This window comes from Streptomyces sp. CG 926 (assembly GCF_003148825.1).
Classification (GTDB): domain Bacteria; phylum Actinomycetota; class Actinomycetes; order Streptomycetales; family Streptomycetaceae; genus Streptomyces.
Window position 1 is genome coordinate 186,482 of sequence record NZ_QGGZ01000010.1, and the last position, 21,564, is coordinate 208,045.

Annotated in this window: 20 protein-coding genes and 1 pseudogene; 12 read left to right on the forward strand and 9 right to left on the reverse strand. The window is 72.3% G+C overall.

Annotated elements, in window-relative coordinates:
- Positions 1–148 precede the first annotated feature (148 nt).
- Positions 149–562 (forward strand): rodlin, encoded by a 414-nt coding sequence (locus tag BCL76_RS26075; RefSeq protein WP_109781822.1) that lies wholly within the window; start codon positions 149–151, stop codon positions 560–562.
- Between the two features lie 145 nt (positions 563–707).
- On the forward strand, positions 708–1,622 hold the full coding sequence (locus BCL76_RS26080; RefSeq protein ID WP_109781823.1) for a glycoside hydrolase family 19 protein: 915 nt from the start codon (positions 708–710) through the stop codon (positions 1,620–1,622).
- 19 nt (positions 1,623–1,641) lie between these two features.
- Here BCL76_RS26080 and BCL76_RS26085 read toward each other — a convergent pair whose 3' ends face one another.
- From BCL76_RS26085 to BCL76_RS26100, 4 genes are all read right to left on the reverse strand, one after another.
- Positions 1,642–4,410 (reverse strand): LuxR family transcriptional regulator, encoded by a 2,769-nt coding sequence (locus tag BCL76_RS26085; RefSeq protein ID WP_309136865.1) that lies wholly within the window; start codon positions 4,408–4,410, stop codon positions 1,642–1,644.
- 213 nt (positions 4,411–4,623) lie between these two features.
- On the reverse strand, positions 4,624–6,390 hold the full coding sequence (locus BCL76_RS26090) for a S8 family peptidase (RefSeq protein WP_109782001.1): 1,767 nt from the start codon (positions 6,388–6,390) through the stop codon (positions 4,624–4,626).
- 448 nt (positions 6,391–6,838) lie between these two features.
- A complete protein-coding gene (locus BCL76_RS26095) occupies positions 6,839–7,588 on the reverse strand; it encodes a DUF1838 family protein (RefSeq protein ID WP_109781824.1) in 750 nt (249 codons plus the stop codon).
- Between the two features lie 75 nt (positions 7,589–7,663).
- Positions 7,664–8,209 (reverse strand): GNAT family N-acetyltransferase, encoded by a 546-nt coding sequence (locus BCL76_RS26100; RefSeq protein ID WP_109781825.1) that lies wholly within the window; start codon positions 8,207–8,209, stop codon positions 7,664–7,666.
- Between BCL76_RS26100 and BCL76_RS40395 the strand changes: the two genes are divergently transcribed.
- Positions 8,127–8,765, forward strand: a complete 639-nt coding sequence (locus BCL76_RS40395) for a hypothetical protein (RefSeq protein ID WP_109782002.1) — start codon at positions 8,127–8,129, stop codon at positions 8,763–8,765. The two genes, BCL76_RS26100 and BCL76_RS40395, sit on opposite strands and share 83 nt — an antisense overlap.
- Before the next feature lie 43 nt (positions 8,766–8,808).
- On the opposite strand, the gene BCL76_RS26110 is transcribed toward BCL76_RS40395, so the two are convergent.
- The gene (locus tag BCL76_RS26110; protein WP_109781826.1) at positions 8,809–9,795 is read right to left on the reverse strand and encodes a phosphotransferase family protein; all 987 of its coding nucleotides are present in this window, start codon (positions 9,793–9,795) and stop codon (positions 8,809–8,811) included.
- 82 nt (positions 9,796–9,877) lie between these two features.
- Here BCL76_RS26110 and BCL76_RS26115 point away from each other — a divergent pair, with 82 nt between their 5' ends.
- The 3 genes from BCL76_RS26115 to BCL76_RS26125 all read left to right on the forward strand — a co-directional run bounded on the left by BCL76_RS26115 (position 9,878) and on the right by BCL76_RS26125 (position 12,359).
- Entirely contained in the window at positions 9,878–10,876 is a 999-nt protein-coding gene (locus BCL76_RS26115) for a DUF1996 domain-containing protein (protein ID WP_109781827.1), read from the forward strand.
- Positions 10,877–11,025: 149 nt separating this feature from the next.
- A complete protein-coding gene (locus tag BCL76_RS26120; protein WP_030725819.1) occupies positions 11,026–11,637 on the forward strand; it encodes a sigma-70 family RNA polymerase sigma factor in 612 nt (203 codons plus the stop codon).
- A complete protein-coding gene (locus BCL76_RS26125) occupies positions 11,634–12,359 on the forward strand; it encodes a zf-HC2 domain-containing protein (protein WP_109781828.1) in 726 nt (241 codons plus the stop codon). The genes BCL76_RS26120 and BCL76_RS26125 overlap by 4 nt, the downstream gene beginning before the upstream one ends.
- Before the next feature lie 417 nt (positions 12,360–12,776).
- Here the strand turns inward: BCL76_RS26125 and BCL76_RS26130 are convergent, their stop codons facing one another.
- Positions 12,777–13,508: a DUF7873 family protein gene (locus BCL76_RS26130; RefSeq protein WP_109781829.1), complete on the reverse strand. Its 732-nt coding sequence runs from the start codon at positions 13,506–13,508 to the stop codon at positions 12,777–12,779.
- Positions 13,509–13,517: 9 nt separating this feature from the next.
- Positions 13,518–14,936, reverse strand: coding sequence for a hypothetical protein (locus tag BCL76_RS26135; RefSeq protein WP_109781830.1), 1,419 nt, complete (start codon positions 14,934–14,936; stop codon positions 13,518–13,520).
- Positions 14,937–15,089: 153 nt separating this feature from the next.
- Here BCL76_RS26135 and BCL76_RS26140 point away from each other — a divergent pair, with 153 nt between their 5' ends.
- The 4 genes from BCL76_RS26140 to BCL76_RS39140 all read left to right on the forward strand — a co-directional run bounded on the left by BCL76_RS26140 (position 15,090) and on the right by BCL76_RS39140 (position 18,287).
- Positions 15,090–15,998, forward strand: a complete 909-nt coding sequence (locus BCL76_RS26140; protein ID WP_109781831.1) for an ATP-grasp domain-containing protein — start codon at positions 15,090–15,092, stop codon at positions 15,996–15,998.
- Positions 15,995–16,819, forward strand: coding sequence for an ATP-grasp domain-containing protein (locus BCL76_RS26145; protein WP_109781832.1), 825 nt, complete (start codon positions 15,995–15,997; stop codon positions 16,817–16,819). The genes BCL76_RS26140 and BCL76_RS26145 overlap by 4 nt, the downstream gene beginning before the upstream one ends.
- Positions 16,820–17,029: 210 nt before the next feature.
- Positions 17,030–17,548 (forward strand): hypothetical protein, encoded by a 519-nt coding sequence (locus BCL76_RS26150; RefSeq protein ID WP_146228428.1) that lies wholly within the window; start codon positions 17,030–17,032, stop codon positions 17,546–17,548.
- Between the two features lie 223 nt (positions 17,549–17,771).
- On the forward strand, positions 17,772–18,287 hold the full coding sequence (locus BCL76_RS39140; protein WP_181382753.1) for a hypothetical protein: 516 nt from the start codon (positions 17,772–17,774) through the stop codon (positions 18,285–18,287).
- A gap of 62 nt (positions 18,288–18,349) precedes the next feature.
- Here BCL76_RS39140 and BCL76_RS26155 read toward each other — a convergent pair.
- Positions 18,350–18,445, reverse strand: a pseudogene (locus BCL76_RS26155) (transposase); the annotation flags it as partial.
- A 140-nt stretch (positions 18,446–18,585) separates the two neighbouring features.
- Between BCL76_RS26155 and BCL76_RS26160 the strand changes: the two are divergent.
- Positions 18,586–19,440 carry a DMT family transporter gene (locus BCL76_RS26160; RefSeq protein ID WP_109781834.1) on the forward strand — a complete coding sequence of 285 codons (855 nt, stop codon included), beginning with the start codon at positions 18,586–18,588 and terminating at the stop codon, positions 19,438–19,440.
- A gap of 54 nt (positions 19,441–19,494) precedes the next feature.
- A complete protein-coding gene (locus tag BCL76_RS26165) occupies positions 19,495–20,550 on the forward strand; it encodes a zinc-dependent alcohol dehydrogenase family protein (protein WP_109781835.1) in 1,056 nt (351 codons plus the stop codon).
- A 227-nt stretch (positions 20,551–20,777) separates the two neighbouring features.
- Here the strand turns inward: BCL76_RS26165 and BCL76_RS26170 are convergent, their stop codons facing one another.
- Positions 20,778–21,557, reverse strand: coding sequence for a maleate cis-trans isomerase family protein (locus tag BCL76_RS26170; protein WP_309136866.1), 780 nt, complete (start codon positions 21,555–21,557; stop codon positions 20,778–20,780).
- Positions 21,558–21,564 lie beyond the last annotated feature (7 nt).

The window sequence follows — 21,564 nt, forward strand, 5'->3', positions numbered from 1 at the left end:
GCCCCCGCCGCCACGGCCGGGGGTGGCTTCGATCCGGGATTGGGCCACACGGGTGAGTGGGGATAACCCCGAGCACTGTCGACAGTTGATCAGCACGTCCCGCCGAGGGCAGCCATCACATGCGACAGTGCGACAGAAGGATCTCCACATGTTCAAGAAGTTCATGGCCACCGCAGCCGCCACCGCCGCAGTGCTCGGCGCGGGTGCCGCAGTCGCCTCCCCGGCGATGGCGATCGGCAATGACAACGGCGTCAACACCGTGAACGGCAACAACGCCGCCCAGATCTACGGCAACCAGGAGACGTCCGGCAAGATGAGCCCGCAGCTCGGCGCCATCCAGGGCTCGCTCAACAAGCTCTGCGTCGGCCTGCCGGCCAAGGTCAACGCCCAGTCCGTCCTCGCGCTCATCGCCAACGTCGGCGTCCAGGACGTCAACGTCCTCGCCAACCCGCAGAACCAGCAGTGCGCCGAGAACTCCACCCAGGCCAAGGGTGACGAGTCGGCCTCGCACATCGCCAGCAACATCCCGATCCTCTCCGGAAACCTCTCCCAGGGCAGCTGATCGGCTCGATTCCGCGCCGGTGTCACGCGTCACGCGTGACACCAGCGCGGTTTCATTTGGTCTAGACCTTGACAGGTTCAGACCATTTTCGCTTCAGTGGGCACCGTTGCCCCCACGGCAAGTCCCCCACTGAAGGAGCAGTTACGTGATACGTGCGCTTCGCCTCCGCGCCCTCGCACTCACCGCCGCCGCGGCCGTCACGGCCGGCCTCGCCCTCACCCTCCCCTCCTCCCCCGCCGTCGCCGCGGCCCCCTGCGCCGGCGCCTGGGCCTCCTCCGCCATCTACACGGGCGGCATGAGCGCCTCGTACGGCGGTCACAACTGGCAGGCGAAGTGGTGGACCCAGGGCGAGACGCCCGGCACCACCGGCCAGTGGGGCGTCTGGGCGGACCAGGGCACCTGCGGCGGCGGTGGCACCGACCCGGACCCGGGCAACCCCTCCGGATTCGTGGTCTCCGAGGCCCAGTTCAACCAGATGTTCCCGAACCGGAACCCCTTCTACACCTACAACGGCCTGGTCGCGGCGCTGTCCGCCTACCCCGGGTTCGCCAAGACCGGCGACGACACCACCAAGCGGCGCGAGGCCGCGGCCTTCCTCGCGAACGTCTCCCACGAGACGGGCGGACTCGTGTACATCGTGGAGCAGAACACCGCCAACTACCCCCACTACTGCGACGCGAGCCAGCCCTACGGCTGTCCCGCCGGGCAGGCCGCCTACTACGGCCGCGGACCCATCCAGCTCAGTTGGAACTTCAACTACAAGGCGGCCGGTGACGCCCTCGGCATCAACCTGCTCGCCAACCCCTACCTCGTGGAGCAGGATCCGGCCGTCGCCATGAAGACGGCGCTCTGGTACTGGAACACCCAGAACGGCCCGGGCACGATGACCCCCCACGCCGCCATGGTGAACGGCGCGGGCTTCGGGGAGACCATCCGCTCGATCAACGGTTCCCTGGAGTGCAACGGCGGCAACCCCGCCCAGGTCCAGAGCCGCATCTCGAAGTACCAGAGCTTCACGCAGCTGCTCGGGGTGACCCCCGGGAACAACCTCGGCTGCTAGGCCGTGTCGGCCGCGGCGGTCACCGCGTGCGCAGCGCGGTGGCCAGTTGGGCCCGTGAGCGGACGTCGAGCTTCTGGTAGATGCGGGTCAGCCGGGCCTCCACGGTCTTGACGCTGAGGAACAGCTTCGCCGCGGCCTCCTGGTTGCTGGCGCCCTGGCTGACCAGCAGCGCGAGCCGGGTCTCGGCCTCGGTCAAGGTGGCGGCCGCCGGCACCCGCGCACCGGCGCCGTCGCCGGGGGCCGGTTCCCTGGCGAGCTCCGTCCAGGGGGCGGCCCCGGCCCGGTCGAACACCTCGGCCGCGGCCCGCAACGCCGCGCGGGCCGGGGCCCGTCGGCGCCGCCGACGCTCCACCCGGGCGAGGGCGAGCAGCGTGCGACCGCGTTCCAGCGGCAGGCGCAGCACGTCGAAGCGCTGGGCGGTGGTCTCCAGCAGGTGCACGGCCGCGTCAGCGTCGCCCTGCGCGGACAGGCACAGTCCGCGGGCCCGGTCGAGGGCCGCGACGACCCCGGTACGGCCGAGGCCGACGGCGATCGTACGGACGGAGGCCAGCAGCCGGGCGGCCTCCTCGGGGGCGTCGGCGGCGATCAGGGCCTCGGCGAGCTCCCCGTGCCAGCGCAGGATCGAGGGGTCCACCACCTGCTGGGCGGCCTCCAGTTCGGCGACCCGGCGCAGGGTGGCGACGGCCTTTGCCGCCTCCCCCGTGGCGAGTTCGACGAGGCCGAGCGCGTGCAGGCTGCGGGAGAGGAAGACCTGGTCCTGCTCCTCCTGGGAGGCCTGGATGCCGCGCCGGGCGTAGCCGGCGGCCCGGGCGAAGCTGCCGCCCATGGCCTCCGCCATCGCGGCGACGTACCAGGCGGGACCGGGCGAGAGGCCCGCGTCTATCGTGAGCTCCAGGGCCCGCCGGGCGTGGGCGGAGGCGGCCTCGCACCGGCCGCCGCGCAGCTCGACCTCGGTGAGGCTGCGCAGGACCTCGAAGACGTCCTCGGCGGAACCGGTGCGCTGGACGGCGGGCAGCAGGACCATGAGCTGGCGACGGGCGTCGTCGAGGCCGTCGTCGAAGAGGGCGTGCCGGACGGCGAGGTACTGGGGCGCGTTGCGCATGCCGAGCGGCACCTCGGGGGCCGGCAGGGCGAGGGCCTCGGCCAGGATCGCCTCGGCGCCGGGGTCGCCCAGGATGCGGCCCATCCGGGCCCGTACGGTCAGGGCCATGGCCTCGGCGACCTGATCACCACCGAGTGCGGCGAGCGCCCCGGCGCGGGCCGCGGCGTCGCGGGAGCGGACCGGGTCGCCGTCGCTGAGGTTGTGCTTCCAGGCGATCCGTAGTTGGACGGCGGCCTGCAGCGAGGGATCGCCCGCGGCCTCGTCCATGGCGTACGCGATGGTCTCGTCGAGGGCGCCGAGAGCCTGCCCGGCGGCGTCGATCACGGCGAGCCGGGCCCGTACCCGGTCGGCGGGCGAGGCGTCGCGGGCCAGAACGGCCCCGGTGGCGCGGCGGGCGAGGTCGGCGCGGCCGGACCAGCCGGCGTCCTCGGCGGCCGCGACGAGGCGGGTCAGTTCCTCGCCGGCCAGCCAGGACGGCGTCCGTTCGGCGGCGAGCAGGCCCAGTTCGGCGGCGAGGGCGCGCTGGCCCCGGCGGCGGCAGGCCGCGGCGGCCTCGGTGATCTCCTCGGCCAGCCACTGGTCCGGGGTGTCCACGGCCAGCGCGCGGTGCCGTACGGCCTGGACGGGATCGTCGACGGCCTCGGCCAGGGCGGCGTGCCCGGCGGCGCGTTCGGGCCAGCCCGCGTCGGCGGCGAGGGCGGTCGGCAGGGCGCCGGCGGTGAACTCCACGGAGCCGTCCTCCCCCACCCTGACCAGCGCGGCGCGTTCCGCCTCGGCCAGCTCGGCCTCGGCGTCGGGGCGGCCCGCCCGGCGCAGCAGGGAGATGGTGGGGCGGGCGGCGAGGGCGGCGAGCAGCAAGGTGCGGCGGGCCTGGGCGGGGGCCCCGGCCAGGAGCCGGCGGGCCACCTCGCGGGCCTGGCCGGAGACGGGCAGGGCGTCGGCGTGGTGGGCGCTGCAGTCGCGGGCCTCGGCGGCTTCGGCGAGGGAGTGGCCGAGGGCGAGGGCCAGGCGCGGGTTGCCACCGCTGGCCTGGTGGATGCGGCCGGCGAGGCGGGCCGGGAGTCCGTGGCGGACGAGGAGTTCGGCGACCTCGTCGGCGCCCAGCGGCGGGACGCGGATGGCGGGGACGCCGGGGCCGCAGAGGGGTTCGCCGACCGGGACGCCGCCCTGGACGCATTCGGCGACCAGGACGCGTACGCCGGGCGGGGTGAGGCGCAGGGCGAAGCGGAGCAGGTCGGTGCTCTCGGCGTCGAGCCACTGGGCGTTGTCGAGGACGAGGAGGACGGGGTGGCGGTCGGCGAGCGCCCGCAGCACCTCGACCACCGCGAGGCGCAGCGCGATGTGGTCGCGGCCGGCCCGGGGGGCGTCGGCCTCGCGGCGCAGGAGGGCGATGGCGGTGCGCTGGGGGCCGGAGAGCTGTTCCAGGGCGCCGCCGGGTACGGAGGCGAGCAGGGCGGCGGCGGACGCCTCGGGTATCCATTGGTCGGCGGCCTCGGGGGCGAGACACAGCACGGTCTCCCGGCGCGATTCGGCCGCGGCCGCGACGGCGCGCACGACCTCGGTCTTGCCCGCGCCGGCGGGCCCGATCAGCAGCGCCCGACCGTGCGCGGTCAACGCGCGATCGACCGCCTTGATCAGTTCTCCGTGTCCGACACTTGTGTCAGCGTGCCCCGTCGCCGCCACCACGCACAGCCACCAGCCTCTCGATCCCCAGCTCCTGTGCCCTTCCTGTGAGAGGCGACAATACGAGGTCGAGTGGCGGGCGACCACGGATTGTGACGCAGAAATCAGTCACGTCCCGGGAAAACCCGTCGGACCTGCCGATACGAGGTGTATCAGCAGGTCCGCGGGTTCGCTTTGGTCCGTACTATCTGGCCGTCAGGCCGAGTTGGCTCCTGATCAGAAGGTCAGGTTCCAGGAGTCGATCTTGCCGGTGTCGCCGCCGGCGTTGTCGTTGACGCGCAGCTTCCAGGTGCCGTTCGCGACCTCGGAGGAGGCGTTCACGGTGTAGACCTGGTTGATGTTGTCGGTGCTGCCACCCGCGCGGTTGTGCACGGTGTAGACGGTGCCGTCGGGGGCGACGAGGTCGACCTTGAGGTCACCGATGTAGCTGTGCACGATGTTCACGCCGACCTTGAGGGTGGCCGGGGCGTTGCCGGTGACACCGCTGACGGTGATCGGGCTCTCCACCGTGGTGTTGTCGCCGATGGCGACGTCCGTGGTGTTCTCGAAGCCGCCGGTGGGCGGGGTCGTCGAGGTCACCGCGGCGACGGTCGCCGCCGCGTCGGCGATGCCGGAGCCGCAGCCGCCGGTGCAGGTGCCGGGCAGCGGGCGGGCGTTGGCCTTGATCGCCGCTTCGATCTGGGCCGGGGTCAGCGAGGACTTCGCCGACTTCAGCAGGGCGGCCAGACCCGCGACGTGCGGGGCGGCCATGCTGGTGCCCTGGTAGGGCTTGTAGGTCTCGGCACCGGGGGTGGTGGTGCCGGCGTTCAGGGTGGAGAGGATCGCGTTCTCGGGGGTGGTGACGGTGCCGGGCGTGTCCGTGGCGCGGCGGGTCTCACCGCCCGGGGCGGCGACGTCGATGATCGTGCCGAAGTTGGAGTAGTACGAGCGCTCGCCGGCGCGGTTCGTCGACGCCACGTTGATCACGTTGTTGCAGCTGGCGGGCGAGAAGCCGGACGCGTTGGCGTTGCTGTTGCCGGCGGCGACGACGACGGTCGTACCGCGGGCGACGGCGGCGTTGATGGCGTTCTGGTAGCTGGTGCCGCAGGTGCCCGAGCCGCCGAGGCTCATGTTGATGACCTTGGCGGGGGTGGCGTTGGCCGGGACGCCCGCGACGGAGCCGCCGGAGGCCCAGGTGATCGCGTCGACGATGTCCGAGGTGGCGCCGCCGCACTTGCCGAGCACGCGCACGGGCTGGATCTTGGCGCCGTAGGCGATGCCGGCGACACCCTTGGAGTTGTTGGTGGCCGCGGCGATGGTGCCCGCGACGTGGGTGCCGTGCCAGGAGGAGGTGCTGGCCTTGGAGCCGACACCGCACTCGCCGTCGGTGGCGTTCCAGTCGCCCTCGTCGGCCGGGTTGCTGTCGCGGCCGTTGCCGTCGCGGGCCTCGGAGGAGGTCGAGATGAAGTCGTAGCCGGCGACGATGTTCGGCGCGACGTCCGAGTGGGCGACGTAGCCGGTGTCGATCACGGCGACGGTGACGCCGGAGCCCGTGGTCGTGTCCCAGGCACCGGGGACGTTCATGCCGGCGGTGGACTCGAAGAGGTCCCACTGCTTGGCGTACTCGGTGTCGTTCGGGGTGACGGCCATGGCGTACGCGCGGGTGTCCGGCTCGACGTAGGCGACGTCCGGGTCGGCGCGGAACTGGGCCATCACGTTCGCCGCGTCGGCCGGGGCGGTCGCACCACCCAGGTTGACGAGAGCGGCGCCGGTGCCGAGACGACGGTCGAACTTCGTCTCCTTGCCGGCCTTCTTGCCCTTGGCGGTGGCGTCGTCCGCCGCCGCGGTGTTCGAGCTGGCCTCGGTGGCCGAGGTCTTGTATCCGACGATGAGGTTCTCGACCGGCGCGGTGGGGGCGACCGTTGCGGCGGGGGCCGCGGCGGGGGTCTCCGTGGCCAGGGCCACGGAGGCGGTCGCGGAGCCGGCGAGCAGGGTGACGGACATGGCCACCACAGATATGAGCCTACGTCTGGAAGCGTGCACGTGTTCCCCTTCGAGGGCCGTTTCCGGGCATGCCGGAGCGGCCGGTCAGTGCAGTGTGGGAGGTTCCGGCGGCCGCGGGACCGGGAGCGAGTTGGTCGAGCTCGCCCCGGCCTCCGCCGCGCGCCACGTCGCCCGAGCCGCAACGGCGGGGCCGGGCAACGGCGGTCCCGGCTCTTCCCCTGGCCGATGCCGCCTTCACGCCATGTGGGGTTGGCGTGTGTGCCGCAGGGCCAGGAGAAGATCGCCGGTGGGCAGACAGTAGGCAACACGGGGATGAACTCGATACGGGGAAAACCCTTGTCCACCCCCCGCAGCTCCCCCCAGGGGCCCCTCGGCAAGGCTCTGACCAGGTATGTTCGGCGAAGGGGCGCAGGCCGCGCGGTACGGCGGGCCGAGGCGGGGAGCGGCTCTACCGCGGCGGGAACAGCTTGCGGAAGTACGTCCAGCTGGTCTCGTTCGGCTCGCTCCACTTCTCCGGCGCGTGGGCGAATTCAGGCTGTTTTTCGGCGATATAGGCGCGGGTGCGCTCCGGAACCTGCGTGTACGAGTCCAGCTTGCGGCCCCGGCAGTGGAAGGTCAGGCCGCCGGGGCGCTGCCCCTGTTCCATCCAGGGCAGCCACGGAGACATCCGGGTCCAGGACATCGTGGCGGGGACGCTCACGGCGTCGGTGGTCAGGGCGGCCGCGGGCGCGAAGAACTGGAACAGCTCCAGGGCGCGGTAGGTGTCGTCGGCGGACTGCGCCGGGTACTCCTCGACCGGCAGGGGCGAGGGGTAGGCCAGCGGGATCTCCAGGCTGAAGCAGACCTGGTCGCCCAGTTGCGTCAGGGGGATCGGGAAGGGGCGCCACTTCTGGTCGGCCGGATCGTTCCAGACGTGGACCACGGGCTTGTCCTGCCAGGTCTCCAGGATCTCCCGCGTCACGGGGTCGAGGTAGAACGCGGCCTCCCTGGACAGGAGCTGGTAGCCGCCGAGCTCCTCGTCCACCACCAGGCGCGCGACGTTGAGTCCTTCGAAGCCGAAGAGGCGCCGGTAGGGCTCGCCCGGGGCCCAGGCGTGGACGTCGCCGGTCCACCAGTAGGTGACCTCGGCGCCGTCGAGCGAGGCGCGGGTGCGGGCGAATGCGTGCAGGAGCTCGGCGGGTGTCAGCTCTGATGTCATACGGCCCACTGTGCGCGGTCGCCGCACGGCCGGACAAGCGGCCCCGCGGACAACCTCGGCCCCGCCGGTGACCGGTCAGGCGGCGGTGCGGCGTACGTGCAGGTGGCCGTCGAGCGGGAAGGCGGGGGGCGTGGCGGCCAGGGTCCTGTCGTATGCGTAGCCGCACTTGGCCGCGACGCGGCAGGACGCGAGGTTGTCGACCTGGTGGAGCAGTTCGAGGCGTTCGAGGCCGTCGGCCCGGAAGACGTCCAGGGACCAGGTGGTGAGGGCTTCCAGAGCTCGGGGTGCCACACCCCGGCCCCGAGCCCCGGCCGCCGTCCAGTAGCCGACCTCGGCGGCGGCCTTGCCGGGCGCGACCTCCTTGAGGACGACGTTGCCCACCGGCCGCGCCGGCGAGGACGCGCCCGGGCCCGGTTCCAGGACGGCGAAGGCGAACCGGACCCCGTCCGCCCAGCCACGCTCCTGGGCCCGCACCCACCTCAGCGCGCCCTGCTCGGACCGCAGTCCGGGATCCGGGGCGGCCCCGACCAACGCGCCGATGTCGTCCACGCACCAGGGCCGGAGGGCGAGAGCGGGAGCGGTCGGTGTCGCTGCGGCCCGGAGCGTGACGGAAGTGATCATCAGCGAATCGTACGCAGCGCGTCCGGCCCCCTGCCGGAGCGGCAGCGGGCCGCGCCGACGCGGGGCCTCACACCGGGCTGAGGCAACCCGCGGAATCAGACACCCGGGAGCCGCCGAGAACGGACCCGTACGCGCTCTCGGCGGGCCCGCGACCGTGATTCGGTCGCGGCTCGCGAGGTGGTGCGGCTCCGCCGAGAAGCGGATCCGCGGCTTCGCCAACAGCATGGCCACGCCCTACGGCGGCACGCACGAGGTGGGCCTGCGCGAGGGGGTGGCGGCCGCGCTCGACGCGTACGCGCGCCGGCGAGGGCTGCTGTCGGCGGAAGGGCCCGACCTCGACGCCGACCGGATCGCCGAAGGCCTCACGGCGGTCGTGTCGGTCAAGCTGGAGCGCCCCGAGTTCGTCGGCGCCACACGCGGAGAACTGGGCAACGCCCCGGTGCGCGCTTGCGTCGCCGAGGCCGTCCGGGAACACCTCGGCACCTGGTCGGAGGAGAACCCGGAGCAGGCCGCGGCCGTCGTCGGCCGCATCCTGCGGGCCGAGGCCCTCGACTGAGCGCCTGCGAACGGCGCCGGCGGACGGCCGGGACCTCGGCGATTCAGGCATACCTCTCGAAGAGTGCGTGGAGGTACTCCTCCAGCCTTCGGCTCAGGACACGGGACGTCAGGTCGACGCGACCCAGCTCGCGCCAGGGCACGGCGACCTTCTCCGCCTCCGGCGCGAAGCCCAGCGCGTCCAGCAGCCGCCAGTACAGATGCGCGGCGCCGTCCTCGGCCAGGGTTCCCCCCGCGGCGACGTAGCGGTCGGCGAAGCGCATCCCCGCCGGCACGCCGTGCAGCAGGGCGAGGGCCGTCGAGCAGTGCGCCACGTCCAGGTCGGCGGGCCCCCAGGAGGTCTCCACCCAGTCGACGACACCACTGATCCGAAGGTCCTCGCCCGTACCCGTGAAGAGGACGTTGCCGGGATGGAAGTCCCGGTGCAGGAAGCGACCCTCATGGTCCGGGGGATCGAGGCGGATGACGTCGACCGCCCGCCGCCAGAGCTCGGGCCGCTCGGTGTCCACGGGTGGCCGCACCTGCTCGGCGGAGGTCCAGGCCTGATAGGTGCGCGGCCGCTGCCGCGCCGCCACCGGGAGCTGGTGGATACGTACCAGTTGGCGGGCCAGCAGGTCGGCGCGCCGGTCGGCCTGCCGATCGTCCAGACGCACCGTTCCCGGCAGCAGGGACATCAGCAAGGAGGGGTGGTCGCAGTGCCGCGCCGTCGCGTCCACCGCCACCAGCTCGGCCGCCGGCACGTCCGTGTCCGCGAGCAGCCGTAGGATCGCCGCCTCGCGGGTCAGCAGGCCCTCGGCGTGCCGGAGATAGAAGGGCTTGACGAAGGAGCGCAGCACGAGCGAGCGGCGCCGACCGTCCGGGCCACCCAGGTCCAGGCGGCGCATCCGTGAGGTCCAGCCGCCGCGCAGCCGTACGACCTCCTCGATGCGTTCGGCCTCGGGTAACTCCTTCTCCACCCAGGAGCGCGTGGCGCCCCAGCCCTCGCCGTCAGGATCGACACCCATGTCCTCGGCCCCCTCGCCCTCGGTCATGGAGGCAGCCTATCGATCTCCCCGCGACCGCCGTTCGGGGGTCAGGTTGACGACGGGGACGTCACCGGCGACGGTGACCGGCATGGTGAACGAACGCCGGCTGCTCACTCCCGCCCTCTGCCTGGTCCTGGGCGGCGTGCTGATCGCAGCGGTACTGGGGTCGTGGCGGGCGATCGGTCCGCGCGCCGGGACGGCGGACGGACGGCCCGTGGCGTCCGACTACGTGGACATCCGTGACGTCCCGCGCGTCCCGGCGGCCGCTCCCGCCTCCGGGTCCGAGGGATCGACCGGTTCGATGGTGGTGGATTGCGGCCGCAACGAGGAGCGTCACTACAACGAGGACAACCTCGTCGTCTCGCCCGGCCTGTCGGGCGGCGCCCATCACACGCACGCCTACGTGGGGAACCTCTCCACCGACGCGCTGTCGACGGAGGCCTCGTTGGCCGCGGCCGCCACGAGCTGTGCGGGCGGCGACCGGTCCACGTACTACTGGCCCGTCCTGCGTCGCCCCGACCGCCCGGGCGCGCACCCGCACGAGGATTCGGCGGGGCACGGGAACGTCGGCGAGATCGTGCCGGAGGCCTCGGTCCGGGTGGAGTTCCGCGGTAATCCCGTGAGCAAGGTGGTGCCGATGCCGCGCTTCCTGCGCGCGATGACCGGCGACGCCGTCGCGTACACGGCGGGCAGTGAGGCCGACGTCCGGGCCCGCTGGGGGTGTTCGGGCTCCCCCGACCGGGCCACCACCCGCTACCCGCGCTGCCCGGCGGGCGAGCACGTCACCCGTACCCTCGTCTTCCCCAGCTGCTGGAACGGCCTCGACACCGTCGGCGTCACGCACCGCTCGCACCTGCTGTTCACCGCCGCGAACGGCGTCTGCCCCAAGGACACCTTCCCGGTGCCCGAACTGCGCGTCTCCCTGGCCTACGAGATCCCCCCGGGGCTGAACGTGGCCCTCGACTCCTTCCCCGAGCAGCGGCACAGCCCTAAGACGGATCACGCGATGTTCGTGAACGCGATGACCGACCGACAGATGGCCACGGTCGTCGACTGCCTCAACAAGGGCCGTACCTGCCGGACCTGAGCGACCACCGACCCGACCCGACCGGACCGGACCCGAGTGCACGGGAATCCGCGCGGAACGACCCGAGTGACACAGGTCACATGAACCGAATCCGTCCCGGTGGCGTGTTCCGACCGCACCACATATGCGAGGAAGACGGAGAGGGTGAGATGGCCGGACCACTGTGGCCCCGCACTCGGCGGGGCTCGACCGATGAGGCACTGATCAAGTCGGTGTACGAGGAGCACGGCCACGCCCTGCTCGCGTACGCCACCCGGCTCACCGGAGATCGGGCCGCCGCCGAGGATGTCGTACAGGAGACGCTGATCCGGGCCTGGCGCCACTCCGAGGTGCTGGTCAACGGAAAGGGCTCGGTGCGCGGCTGGCTGCTCACCGTGGCCCGCAACATCATCACCGACCGCTACCGGGCCAAGGCCGCCCGGCCGCCCGAGGTCTCCGGGGCCTCGTCCGCTCCCCCGGTCGAGGCGGACCACGCCGATTCCGTGGTGGACAGCATGACGGTCCTGGGGGCCCTCGATCAGCTGTCGCCGGAACACCGGGACGTACTGAAGGAGTTGTACTACCGACAGCTCAGCGTGGCGGAGGCGGCCGACAGCCTCGGTATCCCGGCGGGTACGGTCAAATCTCGCTCGCACTACGCCCTCAAGGCGCTGCGCGACGTCTTCAAGAGCGACGGATTCAGGGACATCGGTTCCAGAGAAGGAAAGCGATCGGGCAGGCCGCCCCAGCAGCCCGCCGGACTGCGTGAGGTGGTGGCATGAACCGGCAGCGGCACGAGGAGGAACTGCTCGGCCCCTATGTGCTCGGCGTCCTGGACACCGAGGAGATCCGCCGGGTCGAGGAACACACGAGCGGATGCGTGCAGTGCCGGGAGGAGGTGGCCGCGTTGCGCGAGATGGAGGCGGCTCTGGGCGAGGTGCCTGACGAGGCGTTCCTCGACGGACCGCCGCAGGGCGGTGACCTGCTGCTCCAGCGCACCCTGCGGCAGATGCGCGGCGAGCGGGCCGGTGACTCTCGACGGCGGGCGGGCCTCGCGGGACTGGCGGTGGCGGCTTCGCTGGCCGCCGTGTTCTGGGCCGGCACCCAACTGGGCGCGGGCGATCCGGATGCGGTCGCACTGCCCGCACCGCCGTCCCCGACGGCCACTGCGAACCCTTCGCCGCCGCCCGCCGGCACCAAGACGCTCTCCGGGACGGATCAGTCCTCGGGGGCGCGGATGACCGTACAGATGACGCCCGCGACGAAGTGGGTGCGGGTGCGCGCCGCGGTCACGGGAGTTCCGCCGGGTGAGCGGTGCCGGCTGATCGTGGTCTCCAAGAACGGTACGCGCACGACTGCCGGCAGCTGGGTCGTGGGTAGCCAGGAGAACGGCGAGGGCAAGGGCGCGGGGCTGGACGGTTCGGCGGCCGTGGACCCGGCGGACGTCAAGGCGATCCTGGTCGAGAACGAGTCGGGCCGGACGTACGTGTCCGTACCGGTCTGACCGGCGCACCGCCGCGGGCGGGAACGTGACGGAGCCCGGGAGCATATCCAGCTCCCGGGCTCCTGTGTGCCACCCAATTGCGCACACCGGCACGTTTAAGAGTCGCGGATCATTCTTAGATCGACGTGTTCTGCCTTTGAACTACCGCGCCACGAGGAGAGGCGCAGAGGGGACTTGAACCCCCATCCATCGATGATCGTCCACGCTCGGTCGATCCGGTGTTCGGCGGCGAATACTGAGACTGGAGCGATAATCTGAGATTGACGGGGCCGCCTCTACCAGCTTGGGCCACCCCGGCACGTAATGCCGGGGGAGGGATTCGAACCCCCAACTGACACCCCATATTTCAGCTTCAACATCAGTTTCAGCTTGCGCTCTCGCGCACCCCCTGCAGACATACAGAGGGAGTCTTCGGGGCTACTTGAACAAGTAGCCGAACACCGCGGCGCCGACCCGGTGGTCGGTGACCTCGGCGCTGTTGGCCTCCTCGCGGGCGAACTTGACGGCCTGCTGGAGCTTCTCCACGCGGTCGAGCAGCTCGTTGACCCGGCGGGCCGGCAGCGCGCCGGAGAACTTCACGGTCGTCCAGTACCCGACCGGAACGTCCTCGTAGTACACCTCGACCTGCGCCGGGTGCTTCTCGGTGGCCTCGGCCTTCACGTGGTTGCGCGGCACCTTCTTGGTACGGATGGTGCGCACCGGGTCCGTCTTCCAGGAGTCCGTGGACGGGTCCAGGTTCCAGGATTCGGAGGCGTCCAGTACCGGCAGCTTCCGCACGAAGGTGTGCATGTCGGTGAGCTGCTTCTCCAGGAAGAGCAGGTACGGCACGGGCACCTGCGCCAGCAGGACCGTCCCGTCCACGACGACGTCTGCGGCCGCGGTGCGGTTGGCCCAGTCCTTGGTCGCCGTCACGTCGAACAGCCGCGTCAGGGTGCCCGCCGTCGCCCGCAGCACGTCCTCGGCCTTGATCTGCACCCGGGTGGACTCGGGCGGCAGCTGCTCGCCCTCCTCGTCCTTGGGCTGGTAGGTCCGGGAGATGCCGGCCAACAGGGCGGGCTTTTGGACGTCGTGGTGAGCCTGCGTGAGCTCTTGGAGGGACTTGGACTTGACGCCCTTTTCCACTGCGATGATCTGATTCAGCTTCGGCACGCGCTCAACCTAGCAGTCGATTGTCCGATCATTCACCTGGATTTCCGGCACCTGCGCCCGGTCCAGGAGCAGGCGCATGTCCGCGGCGGGAAGCGCGGGATTGGCCGCGGCGGCGGCCGCCGCCGCGGAGTCGGGACCGGCGAGCAACTCACGGATCCGGGCCACCGGGAGCCGGGGGTCCCGGGCGGCGGCCGCGCGCGTTTCCGGGTCCCGGCCGAGCCGGTCGAGCAGGCCCGGTTCCAGAGCGGGGTCGCGCAGGGCCAGGCGCCGGGCCTCCGGGTCCGGGGAGTCGCCGAAGCGCGCGGCGAGGCCTGCGGTGGGGAAGCCAGGTCGGGTGATCAGCATGAGTACGGCGCGGTGGGTGCCGTTCAGGTAGAGGTCGAGGAGCAGCTCGGGCGGCGGCTCCGGGTGGAACTCGGCGAGCAGCAGCCGCACGGCGAAGTCCGTGTCCCGTGAGAGCAGTTCGACGGCGTCGGCCGGTAGGCCGGGGCAGACCGCGGCGCTGCGCCGCAGCCAGGTGTGCGCGGACCGGGCGCACCGCCGCAGGAACGCGGCGTCCGCACGGCGCTCCCACACCCATCCGAGGGTGGGCAGCCGATCCTCGGCGTCCACGGTGTGGTCGACGGCGGCACGCTCGGACTCGGTCAGTTCGGGGCGTGCCGACACCTCCAGCCGTACCCGCGGGTCGGGGTCGCGGGCCAGCCGGGCCACCAGGTCGGGCGGGAGCGAGGGGTTGGAGGCGATCGCCGCGATGCCTTCGCCGCGCGCGACGAGGCGTTCGGCGAGTTCCCGGGTGAGCCGACCCCGCGCCAGGACCTCCCTCAGGTGCAGCCCGGCTTCCGGCCGGTCGATGAGCCAGGTGGTCCGTTCCTCGTCCTCGTGGCAGACGCGCAGGGCTGCGGCCTGCCGTACGTCGGGGTCCGCGTCGTGCAGGAGCCGCTCACGGACCTCGTCCGCGAGCTGATCCCAGACCCGGCAGGCCGCCTTCCGGAACATCGGCTCCTCGTGGTCCGCGAGGCCCGCCAGGATGTGCGCGGGCGGGGCGCCCCAGGTGACAAGTTCGCTGCCCACCATGCTCCTGGGGTGGTCGAGCAGCCGCTGGTAGGCCCGGTCCGGGAGCGGGCGCACCGGCTGCCGGTAGGCGACGGGGCCGTGCGCCAGGGCGAAGTGGACCGCCGGGGAAGGGTCGTCGACGAGCCGGGCCCGCTGGTCGGGGTCGGCGCCGCCGTTCTCGGCGAAGGTGAGGCGGACGCCGCGGTCCGGGTGGACGAGAACGGCCTCGATCACCTCCTGCGGCAGCACCGCGCGCCGCGCAACCGCTCGACGCAGCCACTCGTCTTCGTGCCCGAGCAGCCGCAGCAGCACGTCCGCCGGTGCGGCCTCGTTCCGTACGAGCCCGTGCAACGGCTCCGTCCGTCGATCGCCCATGCCGCCCCGATCCCTCCCCCGGTGATCCCGATCTCGCAGCGTAACAAGGAAGCCCACACGCGGACCGATCATCACATTGCGGTCCATGACATCCTGTGACGTCACAACTCGCCGGACGGTATCGGCGGACGTCCGGGGATATGGGGAAGGTCCATGAGGCTCTGCTTCCTGGTGGAGGAGCACTACCGCCACGACGGCATGCCGAACGAGGTGATCCGGCAGCTGACCGCGTGGGGGCACCAGGTGGATGTCGTGCGGCCGGGCGGCTCGCTCCTGCGCATGACCGAGGTGGTAGACGCGGGTGCGCACGACGCCTGGGTGCTCAAGACGGTGTCCGGAGGTCCGGGTCTGACGTTGCTCGAAGCCGCCGCGGCGGCCGGGACCACCACCGTCAACGACGCCCGGTCGATCCGGGGCGTTCGGGACAAGGCGCTGGCCGCCGCCCTCGGTCGCGGCCGGGGGCTCCCGCTGCCACCCACCTACGCGGTGGCCCGCCCCGAGTTGCTCAGGGAGATCCCGGAGGCGGAGTACCCGCTCGTGGTCAAACCCGCCGACGGCAGCTCCGGGCGGGCCGTGCACCTGGTGTCCTCGCCCGAGCGGTTGGAGTCGCTGCTGCCCGCGCTCGCGGGTGAGGGCCTGCTCATCGCCCAGCCGTACGTACCCAACTCGGGCACGGACATCAAGGTGTACGCGGTCGGCGGCGAGCTGTTCGCGACCGAGCGGTGCTCCCCGCTGCACCCCGACCCCTCGGTCCGGGAACGCCGGGTGCCGCTGTCGGCGGAGGTGGCGGCGATCGCCGCCCAGGTGGGGTCGGTCTACGGGCTGGACCTGTACGGCGTGGACGTGCTGCTCGGCCCGGACGGCCCGGTGGTCGTCGACGTGAACGACTTCCCGAGCTTCCGTCAGGTGCCTGACGCGGCGGCGCGGGTGGCCCGGGCGGTCCTCGACCTCGCGCGGGCGGGCGGCGGCTGCGCACCCCCGCCGGCACCCGTGGCGCTGCCGTACGCGCTGCCGCTGTCGATCCCTGCGCAGGTCTCCGCCGTGGGAGGTGACGGCGCGTGAGGATCGGCCTGATCACCCCGGAGCCCGGGCATCCGCTGCTGGCGGACACCACCGCGCTGTTGGCCCCGGAGCATACGGTCGAGGCCCTCGATCCGCTCACGGTCGGGAAGGTGCCGCTGCCGCTCGCCGAGGTGTACCTGCTGAAGTCGCGGACACCGCAGGCGCTGGGGCTCGCGCGGCACCTGGAGCGGCGGGGAGCGGCCGTGGTGAACTCCGCGGCGGCCACCGAGCTGTGCCAGGACCGTACGGAGATGGCCCGGCTCGCCCTGCGGGCCGGGCTGCCCTTCGCCCCGACCGATACCCACGACTCCCTCGGGGCGTGGGCCGCCGGGGCCCGGCTCGACGCCCCCGTGGTCGTCAAGAGCCGGCGCAGCCGCCGCGGCGACCTCGTCGCCCGGGTGAACGACGGCCCGCGCCTGCGGGAGTTGGCCCGGGAGTGGCCGCACGAGCCGGTCGTGGTGCAGGAGTACGCGCCCAACAGCGGCTGGGACCACAAGCTGTGGGCCATCGGCGGCCAGGTCTTCTCGGCGCTGCGCCGGTCCGAGCTCTCCCCCGGGGGCCGTGGCCCCACCCGCCCCCTGCCGCTCGCGGAACTGCCGTCCGGTTGGGCCGATCTGGTGCGCGAGGTGGGCGCGGTGTTCGCGCTCGACGTCTACGGCGTGGACATCATCGACACGGGCGGCGGGGCACCGCTCATCGTGGACATCAACGCCTTCCCCGGTATCCGGGGCCAGGCCGGCGCCCCGGAGGCGCTCGCGGCGCTGGCCCTGGGCCGGGCCGCGGGGCGGGGCCGACCGGCCCCGCGGGCTGCCGGGGGCTAGGGCGTCTCTCTGTCGGGTGGTGTCGAAAGGCTGCCATGGGGCGGTCTGTCGGCAGGTGGGGGCTGGTGTCAGGAGTGAGTTCGTATCCGGCCCCCACTTGTTGGCCCGTTGCGTCCTTGTCACCGGTGACAGGATGGCGCACCCTTGCCGCTCCGGACACCGCATGAGCGGAGCGTCTGCGACGCGGGGGCTCCGCCGGGGGAGGGACATGTGAACAGGCGTGGTCTCGTGGCCTTGGTAGGCCGTCGAACAGCTCTGCGGTACCTGCTGGCCGGCATCGTCGCCACCGCCGTGTCGGGATGCGGGAGTCCGGTAGAGAAGGCGATCACCGCGTATGCCAAGGGCTCCTGGATTTTCACGACCAACGCGGGCTTCGACGGGATCCTGACCATCACCGACGACGGGAGATGGTCGGAGACCCGATTGGGGCTTTCAGGGCGCTGGGAGTACGACCCCTCCCGCATCAGGATCACCATGGACGGCACCGACAGCGAGGGCGCGGAGCCGTACATCGTCCCGTCCGTTCCCGAGCACGCCGAGGACGCCCTCTCCGGGGACTACCAACTGCTCGGCGGCTGGTCTCTCAGCGTCGGCGAGAAGATGAAGGCCCGCAGAGACAAGGATTCCGTGGTCCTGGAGTTCGCGGATTTCTCCGACGGGCTGGCGAGCTCCCCCGACCATATCGAGTCCCTGATCTTCACCCTCACCCGCCAGGCAGAAGCGCCCTGACCCTGAGGTATCGGCGCGCTACGGTTCGCAGTGCTATGCGGTATCCGATGACACACAGGGGGCTGGGGTGCAACGGCGTACGACACGCAGGTGGCGGGGAACAGCCGCGGCAATCGGGTTGGCTGCCGTATTGGCCGGTTGTTCCGACGGGGAGGGCGGACGGGCCGAGAGCCCTGCTCAGGAAACGGCCGCGAAGCCGAGCACACGGCCGTCCCTCGATCAGATGATGCCCACGGCTGATGAACTACCCACGGGCTGGAAGCTCGGTGGCGCGAAGTCATCAGGCTGGCGAGACGCCGCCCCGGCCATCGACGAGGGAGGGCTCCTGACGTGCGGCGCCCAGCCCTTGGAGGCCGCCGAGCGCCGAAGCGGTCCGTACCAGCTGGTCCTGAGTGCGGGCAACGAAGGTGGCGGTGACGGCGCAGGCTTCACCCTGGGCCAGAACAACGAGCAGCAGGCCAGACAGAACCTCGCCCTCACCCGCAAGCTGTTGAACTGCCGGCAACCCAGGAACGCCGGAATCGGAGACGAGAGCCTGGTCTTCACCACCGAGCGGTTCACCCATGTCATGCTGCGCGTCGGCGGCATAGAATCGCGGATCCACGCACCGAAGGAAGGCCAGAGCCCATCTGCGGAAGCGTGGGCGAAGGTGATGGAGCAACGGATCCGCTCGGTGTTGGCGGGCGAACAGCCGACAGCGCGAATCGCGGCAGGGCAGGCCTCCGGATCATCTCGCTGACCAGATGAAGATGGCTGCGAGGTGGAGTCCGGCGAGGTAAATGGTGGCGGTCCTGTCATCGTGTCGATCACCTGCCGGTGATCACGCCACCGACCACCCCGCTTCGGCGTCCGCTCCGGCAACAACGGCTCGATCCGCGCCCACTGCGCGTCAGTCAATGACGCACATCAACCAACGATCGGATGATCCGGAAGAGACGGCCTGGCGGCCAGGTCCGGACGGGGGAATGCGGGGGGCTTGAGCGCCGTCGCACGGTGTCGTGCCGGGGAGGGGCGGCGGGCGCCATGAGGATCGGGGCATGGGCGTCGTCCTGCCGGTCCTCTTCGCGCTGTTCGCGGCGTTCAGCAACGCACTCGCCACCGTGCTCCAGCGGCGGGCCGCGCTGACCGTGCCACAGAGCGACGGCTTCCGCTTCGGCCTGGTCCTCGATCTGCTGCGGCGACCGCTGTGGATCGGCGGCATCCTGGCCGTGATCGCGGCCGGGGCGGGGCAGGCCGCGGCGTTGGCCACGGGCGCGCTGGCCCTCGTACAGCCGTTGTTCGTGCTGGAGCTGCCGCTCGCGCTGCTGATCGCCTCGCTGATGACGCGACAGCGGCTGCCGGGAGCGCTGTGGCTGGCCGTGGCGGGGGTGGTGGCGGGGCTCGGGATCGCGCTGGTGGCCGCCTCACCCGTGGGCAACCGTACGGACGTACCGTTCGAACGCTGGGTGGTGGCCCTGCCGGCATGCGCCCTCGTCGTGGCCGCCCTGGCCGTGGTCGGGCTGCGCCTGTCACCCGGCCGCGCCCGGGCCGGCTGCCTCGGCGCCGCCACCGCCGTGTGTTACGCGCTCACCGCCGCACTGATGAAGTCCTCGGTGCACGTCCTGGACGACAGCGGCTTCCTCGCCTTCGTGACGACCTGGGAGACCTACGCCTTCGGGGCGAGCGGCATCTGCGCCCTGCTCCTGCTGGAACACGCCATGCAGGGCGGCCCGCTGGTCGCCTCGCAGCCCGCGCTGACCCTCGGCGACGCGAGCATCAGCATCGCGCTGGGGGTGATCCTGTACGAGGAACACCTGCGGTCGGGCTGGTGGCTGCTCCCCCAGCTGCTGGGCATCGCGTTGATCTGCGGTGGTGTGCTGGCCCTGGCCCGGGCCGGGGAGGGCGCACCGTGAGCGGACCCGTCGGCGACGGGTACCGTGCGGGCAGTCGAGCGGAGGGCGGGATCCATGCGAGCGGTGGTCTTCGAGCGGTACGGCGAGCAGGCCGAGGTACGGGAGGTACCGGAGCCGAGTCCGCCGGCGGGTGGGGTGGTGGTGCGGGTGGAGGCCACCGGGCTGTGCCGCAGCGACTGGCACGGCTGGATGGGGCACGACCCGGACATCGTGCTGCCGCACGTGCCCGGACACGAACTCGCCGGTGTGGTGGAGGCCGTGGGGGCCGGTGTCGTGAACTGGAGGGTCGGTGACCGGGTCACGGCGCCGTTCGTGTGCGCCTGCGGCACCTGCGTCGACTGCGCGGCCGGGAACCACCAGGTGTGCGCGCGACAGACGCAGCCCGGATTCACGCACTGGGGGTCCTTCGCCGAGTACGTGGCCCTGGACCACGCCGATGTGAATCTGGTGGCGGTGCCCGAGGAGCTGTCGTACGCGACGGCGGCCGGTCTCGGCTGCCGCTTCGCGACGGCGTTCCGGGCGGTGGTGGCGCAGGGCCGGGTGGCGGCGGGCGAGTGGGTGTCCGTGTACGGCTGCGGTGGGGTGGGACTCTCCGCCGTGATGATCGCGGCGGCGGCCGGGGCCCGGGTGGTCGCGGTGGACATGGCGCCGGGGGCGCTGGATCTGGCGCGGAAGTTCGGCGCCGTGCACTGCGTGGACGCCCGGGACACCGCCGACACCGCGCAGGCCGTCCAGGAGGCGACCGGCGGCGGCGCGCACCTGTCCCTCGACGCGCTGGGATCACCGGCGACGGCGGCGGCCTCGGTGGCCGGGCTGCGCCGGCGCGGGCGGCACGTGCAGGTGGGTCTGCTCCCGGCGGCGGCCGGCGTGACGGCTCTGCCGATGGAGCGGGTGATCGGCTGGGAGTTGGAGATCCTGGGCAGCCACGGCATGGCGGCGCACGCCTACCCGCCGATGATGGAGCTGGTCCGGGGCGGAGCGTTGCGGCCGGACCTGCTGATCACCTCGACGATCCCGCTGGACGCGGCCCCGGCGGCACTGGCCGCGATGGACACGGCGCCCGGCCGCGGCGTGACGATCATCCTTCCCGGATCGGCCGCCGGGAGCTGAGCCACGATCGCCCGCGCGTCCGGCCGACACCGAGGAGACGCCGATCGGCCCCCGGCCCCCGGGGCGCGGGGCGCGGGGCGCGGCGCAGTCGCCCGAGCGCATCGACCCGGGGGCTGTCGCTCCCCTGCCCACCGCCGGGGCGCCCGGGGACTCGCCGCACGGAGGGCTTCGGCCGAGGGCCCTCCGACCCGGACCACCCGGTGCCGGGGCTCCCTCGGACGTACCGGCTACCCGGGCAGCGGGGTGCGCGCGTATCCGCCCGCCAGCAGGTGGCCCGCTCCTGGGGCCACCGCGTCGAGATCCAGGGATCGGAGCATCTGGTGAGCCGTGCACACCGCCGCCGAAACCACCGGCTTGCCCAGGAGCTGCTCGGCCTCCTCGATGGCGCCGAGGGAGGGCATCTGCACGCAGGCCGAGAGCACGACCGCGTCGGCGTCCGCGTATTCCAGGGCCCGCGCGAGGCCCGGCAGCCGGGCCGGGTCGTGGGCGGCGACGTCGAGGTTGTCCGGGATCTCGAGGGCCTGGTGGTCGAGGACCTCGATGCCCTCGTGCGTCAGGTAGTCCACGACGGTCCGGGTGAGCGGGCGCATGTAGGGGGCCAGCAGCACGATCTTCTCGGCGCCGATGGTGTGCAGCCCGTGGACCAGGGCGCCGGCGCTGGTGACGACCGGGGCGGGAGCGCCGTTCTCGGCGGTCCGGGTGTGCAGGCGCTGCTCGGAGGTGCGGTGGTAGCCGAGGCCCATGCTCATGATGGCGACCAGGCAGGCGTAGCCCAGTACGTCGACCCGGGCGTCGGAGAGTTCCACGGCGCAGCGGTCGGAGTCGGCGTCCATGGCCTTGAGCTGTTCCGGGGTGACATGGGTCATGCGCATCCTGCTGGAGTGGAAGGTGAAGCGCTCGTCGGGTGCGACGGCCTGGCGGGCCCGGAGGATGGCCGGGACCTCCGTCTCCATGGTGACGTTGGAGCTCGGCACGATCTGGCCGATGCGGTAGGTACGGGGGGACATGTGCGCT